At 38.5% G+C, this 5,169-nt stretch carries 4 protein-coding genes; 2 read left to right on the plus strand and 2 right to left on the minus strand.

What is annotated here, in order from left to right; genetic code table 11:
- Nucleotides 1–303 precede the first annotated feature (303 nt).
- Entirely contained in the window at nucleotides 304–1,146 is an 843-nt protein-coding gene (locus tag ACIR131C_RS0121255; RefSeq protein ID WP_028091776.1) for a Cof-type HAD-IIB family hydrolase, read from the plus strand.
- A gap of 248 nt (nucleotides 1,147–1,394) precedes the next feature.
- On the opposite strand, the gene ACIR131C_RS0121260 is transcribed toward ACIR131C_RS0121255, so the two are convergent.
- Nucleotides 1,395–2,270 (minus strand): DALR anticodon-binding domain-containing protein, encoded by an 876-nt coding sequence (locus tag ACIR131C_RS0121260; RefSeq protein WP_028091777.1) that lies wholly within the window; start codon nucleotides 2,268–2,270, stop codon nucleotides 1,395–1,397.
- Nucleotides 2,271–2,582: 312 nt separating this feature from the next.
- On the opposite strand from ACIR131C_RS0121260, the gene ACIR131C_RS0121265 reads away from it, so the two are divergent.
- Nucleotides 2,583–3,311, plus strand: coding sequence for a Crp/Fnr family transcriptional regulator (locus ACIR131C_RS0121265; RefSeq protein WP_028082691.1), 729 nt, complete (start codon nucleotides 2,583–2,585; stop codon nucleotides 3,309–3,311).
- 272 nt (nucleotides 3,312–3,583) lie between these two features.
- Here the strand turns inward: ACIR131C_RS0121265 and ACIR131C_RS0121270 are convergent, their stop codons facing one another.
- A complete protein-coding gene (locus ACIR131C_RS0121270; RefSeq protein WP_028091778.1) occupies nucleotides 3,584–5,005 on the minus strand; it encodes an ABC transporter substrate-binding protein in 1,422 nt (473 codons plus the stop codon).
- Between the last annotated feature and the right edge of the window lie 164 nt (nucleotides 5,006–5,169).

The following is a 5,169-nucleotide window of genomic DNA, read 5'->3' on the forward strand; positions in this document are numbered from 1 at the left end:
TGATTATTGGATCACAGTAAAAAGGGATTGAATAAGATTGTATAATCGCTTCAAACAATTAGAATAAATAACAAAATCACTCACGGTATTGTGTTAAACTATTTTTGTTTTCCAAAGTAGACTAGGAAATAAAATACTAGAAGAATACTAGAACTTAATCAAGTCGGTTCTGCTTTAATTATTGTAATTATTATTTCCCATCTTTAGAAATTTAGAAATTTTCACCATTTCCCTTATAATCAAGTTTACGCAAGCAACCCTCTACTGTTAACTTTTTACTGAAACTTCAATTTTGGGGAATTTATGCACAAAGCATCTGCTGGGGTAAATGATATTAAACTATTAGTTCTAGACATAGATGGGACAATTACTGGACATTCTAATACTCTCAGCGTTACCGTCAAAGAAGTTATTGCTGCGGTACAAGCTAAAGGAATTAAGGTCACTATCGCTACTGGCAGGATGTATTGTTCAGCTTTGCGATTTCATCGGGAAATTGGCTCTACACTGCCATTAATAGCCTATCAAGGTGCTTGGATTCAAGATCCAGGTAATGGTAAAATTCACCGTCATTTACCTGTGTCTAGGGAAATTACCCAACAACTACTAGAATACTTTGAACAGCCGGATTTGCGATCGCTCCTTTCGGTCCATTTTTACATTAATGACCAACTTTATGTGCGAGAAATCACTAAAGAAACAGATAATTATCAACAGCGTTGTGGTGTAACTGCTATTTCCGTCGGTGATTTACGTCAATTATTAGATCATGAACCCACTAAGATATTAGCTTTGTCTGAGGACGCAAATTTAACTCAACAACTTTTAGCTGATTTACGCCTTAGATACAAACCCACGGATTTATATATGACAACATCCGTCCCCACTTTCTTAGAAGCTGCGAATACTCATGTTAATAAAGGTAATGCTGTCCGTTATCTAGCAGAAGAAATGCTAGGTTTAGAAAGTCATCATGTCATGACTATCGGTGATAATTTCAATGATGTAGAAATGCTCAGTTATGCCGGTATTAGTGTGGCCATGGGTAACGCACCGCCAGAAGTGCAAGCGATCGCTAATTGGGTAGCACCTAGTATAGAATTAGACGGTGCAGTAGTAGCAATAGAAAAATTTTTACTTTCCTAGAAAGGTCAAGTGATCGGTTTTTAGTGGTTTTAATGCTTATTCCTTTGTCTCGTTGCGTCTTTGGGTGAGACAAATTCATACTTTTATTCAGCTAGACCACAGACTTGAGGATAAACACAAAAAGAACACCGACGACTGGCCGTGTTTCGTCTCGGTGTCCTTTTTGGTTCGCTCCTCACACGATTAACATTTTAGTTAAGGATATGTATTTTGTCAATAGATTTTCCAGAAGTTTTTGTAAAGATAAATTAGAGTTCTATCGGTGCAACTACCCCTAACTTGTCTTCTAACACGACTCTGAAAACCAACTGAGTTGCTACCAATAGTCCTAACCTAGCTTGGGCTAATTCTGGAGTCTGAATTTTGACTTCTCCCCAAATACGACAACTACCCCAGAACTTCTCGAAAGCTTGACTCAACTTCCCAGCGGCTGTTTCCCAGTTGAGAGAACTACTATGAGTACAAACTAAATCATCTACTAATTTTACTAATTGGTGCATTAGTAACATTTCATCAGCGTGATTAAACAGAAGTTTTTGATCACCATTAAGTAATGGTATCGGTTTCACTGAAAAATAACTTTTAGTACCTATTCTATCAAGTACAATTAATCCATCTTTCTCTGCTAATCGTAATAAAGAACAACAGCGGGAATGAGCGTATTGAATTTTAAAAATTGTTAATGAATGTAATGAAATTTGTGATTGATGATTAGTGACTGGTAATTGGTAATCAAGAAAATTATTAATCAAGTCTCCATTTTCTGAAAAAACTATCAAATTTTGTAACCAAGCTGCTAAGGTAGAGTCAACGAGTTCTATATAAATCCAACCAGGAGGAATTACCTTAACACTAAATAAACCATCACTATTGTCGGATAAATGCCCGGCCATAGCCTGAGCAATTTCCATCGCGGGTAAATTCTGAGATTTTGATATCCCCATGGCCATGCCAGAGATATATAAAATTTTTTGATTATATCCTCCTTGATAGAGAGGAACTTTTCTACTTTCTATGCCTGTAATTCCCCTATCATTGGTAAAAACACTGAAGCAAGAGGCTAGATAACCGCTTATTAGCTGCTTAATAGCTTTATTTTTACTAAAAAGTAGTTGAGAATACACGTATTCCTTGTAAAAAATTTATGAGGTGCATCATTTTATCCTGTTCCATCTACCTTCAGATAGAAGTTTACTCTATGTAGATAAAAATAAGAGTAGGATAAAATTTGATGAATTAATGTATAGAAGATGGGTAAAGTTTAGTACCCTCGTTGTACAGTAGGAAGTATAAGAAAAAATAGAGAGCTAAATTGCTTTCTATCTTATTGGAAGACTAGCGCTATTCAGCGTTAACTCTACCCCGTTCAGACAAAGACACTCCTTGCACTGTTATGATCACGTCTTTGTTTTTTAGCCAAACGCTCTGTGTTACTTATGCAATCTCAATCCTCCTTTTCCGAAGCTTCACGTCCCTTCTTAACTTGGCAACGTATTCTTGACTGGGCCCAAGAACACTACCGCTGCCGCACCTTCAGTAAAGATGAGCGCATTCCAGCCAGACCTGGTTTGCTCTATTTAGTGCAAAGGGGCGCTATCCGCATGGTAGGAACTGCCCAAGTGGGTGCTACCGCTAGTCAGTTAACATCTAGAAGAATTAACAGAACTCCAGAAGAAGCCTTCTTGGGCTTTGTAGGGGCAGGACAACCCTTTGAAATTGTTGCCCAGTCCCCATTTACACTCCAGTCCTTTGCCCACGTTGACCAAACTGCGGTACTGTGGATGTACTGGCATGATCTAGACAACTGGCCTCACTTCCGTCGTGAAGTTATGGATGCGTTTAGATATCAGCATCAGCGTAAGTTACTCTGGTTAAGTGCTTTAGGGCAAAGACGTACAATTGACCGTCTCTTAGGATTTCTCACCTTACTGATTGAGGAATATGGTGAGCCTTCCATGAGCGAAACTGATCCTGATGTAATTCGTGGTTATTGCTTACCCTTCCCCCTCACTCATGCCCAAATTGGCAGCGCCATTGGTTCAACCCGTGTAACTGTCACTCGTTTAATGGGTAAATTACGTCAACGCGGCTTAATTCTGGCCCAAGGGGATAATTTAATTTGCTTACCCGCAGATGCTATCAATAGACCAGCTAATAATGGGTAGTTCAAATCTCGAAAGAGCAGCTTGATCAATTTTACCTGAGAGCTTGCCACTCTCGGACACACCAATAGCAGGTATCAGTGGATTTTGATAAACCAACTTTGGGTAATTAGTTCCTGAGCCTGCTCCTCAATTTTCGCTAATCTGCGGTGGTTAAAAAATTTTTGCGTAATCGGGTACCATCAGCATTTAACTGCAATTGATTCACTTAAAAATTGACCAAGTATTGAGTTTAAATGCTCAATAGCTGATAACGGGTTTTTCCCCCAGTGTTTCTATTTTTCCAGCACAGGCTCAAAGTCGTAGCCAGTCCGGGAGCGATTACCACGGACAATTTTTACTAGTTGCACTGGCGTATTTCGATCTCCCGACGGTAAAAAACGAATGGAACCGGCAGCACCACTGGTGGAAAAGTCTGATGAAAGTAGTGTTTTTTGAATTCCAGAACGACTGGGATTAGTTGCTAACGCGGCGATAAAGGCTTTTGTAGCATCATAAGCGGTTGCTGTACGCCAATTTACATCACTACCCCATAACTTTCTAGATTGGGCTGTAAATGGGGAATTAGGATTGCCATGAATATGCCAAGGAACGGCCACTACCATGGCTAATGCTTGCTCTGTGGCAATTTGTAAAGTTTTGAGGCTATAGACAGCATCACCACCGAGTAAAATCAGACGTTTTTGATTTACTTGCACTACTTGTAATGCTTTATCTAGGGTTTCACCATTAGGAGCTAACATTAAAACTTCCGCACCTTGTTTAAATGCTTTTTCGATGCTAGATGAAGGGCTAAAATCAGATTTTGATAAATCAAACTCACCTGAGATTTGTCTACCCTCCAAAGAAACAGAAGAAACAAACTCAGATTTTAATGACTGACTGTAGTTGCTTTGAGAATTATAAAAAACTGCTGCATTTTTTTTCCCCAAAGTTTTCACCATATAATTAGCTAAAGCTCTGGCCGCGACAAAATCACTAGGTAATGTGCGAAAAACGTAGGGACTAAAATTGGAAATTTTTACAGAACTACTAGTAGGGGAAATAGCGACTAGTTTGCCATCATCATAAACCTTGCCGGCAGCCAATGTTGCGTCACTGCTATAATGTCCAATTACTCCTAAAACTTCCGGGTTTTCTACCAAGGCTGTGGCTACCTGTTGACATATTTTCTGATCATCGTCATCATTAGCTATACCTACTTTTAACGGTACTCCCTTTACTCCCCCAGCAGTATTAATTTCATTTTGAGCTTGTGCAACACCACGCAATATTTCTAATGCCGTATTCGGGTCATTACCAATAGGTGTAGAGACAACAAGGGTATAGCTTTTACCAGAACCAATGCGGGCATTATGCAGATAAATCAGTGCCTCTGGGTCATTGGGTTTGATTTTTAGAGATGATGTTAAATTAGTGATTGCTTGCTGATAATTTTTATCAAAAATAGCTTTAGCAGCATCTTTTTTGTCTGGTAAAATATCATCAGAAATTAAAATTTTTTCTCCAAAACTAATTCGTTGTGCAATTGATTGATTTCGGTCTTTCCATTGATGAGAATTTAGCTTATTTTCACTATTTATTGCTAAATTATCAGAGGATTTCGGATTAGTAACAATAATGAAAAAACACCAATAACCAAACCCCAAAAGTAGGGGTATGAAAACAATAGGGAGTATTTTGCCTTTCCATTTCATAAGTTTTTTCTGATGGTGGTCAACTGGACTGCATTTAATTTGGATAATTATAACGGGCAAGATTTGGATAATTATAACGGGCAAGATTTGGATAATTATAACGGGCAAGATTTGGATAATTATAGCGGGCAAGATTTGGATAATTATAGCGGGCAAGATTTGGA

The sequence above is a fragment of the Dolichospermum circinale AWQC131C genome (assembly GCF_000426905.1).
GTDB lineage: Bacteria > Cyanobacteriota > Cyanobacteriia > Cyanobacteriales > Nostocaceae > Dolichospermum > Dolichospermum circinale.

Coding starts and splice junctions, on each gene's coding strand:
- ACIR131C_RS0121265 (WP_028082691.1), top strand. CDS start 2,583: ATGCAATCTCAATCCTCCTTTTCCGAAGCTTCACGTCCCTTCTTAACT.
- ACIR131C_RS0121270 (WP_028091778.1), bottom strand. CDS start 5,005: ATGAAATGGAAAGGCAAAATACTCCCTATTGTTTTCATACCCCTACTT.
- ACIR131C_RS0121255 (WP_028091776.1), top strand. CDS start 304: ATGCACAAAGCATCTGCTGGGGTAAATGATATTAAACTATTAGTTCTA.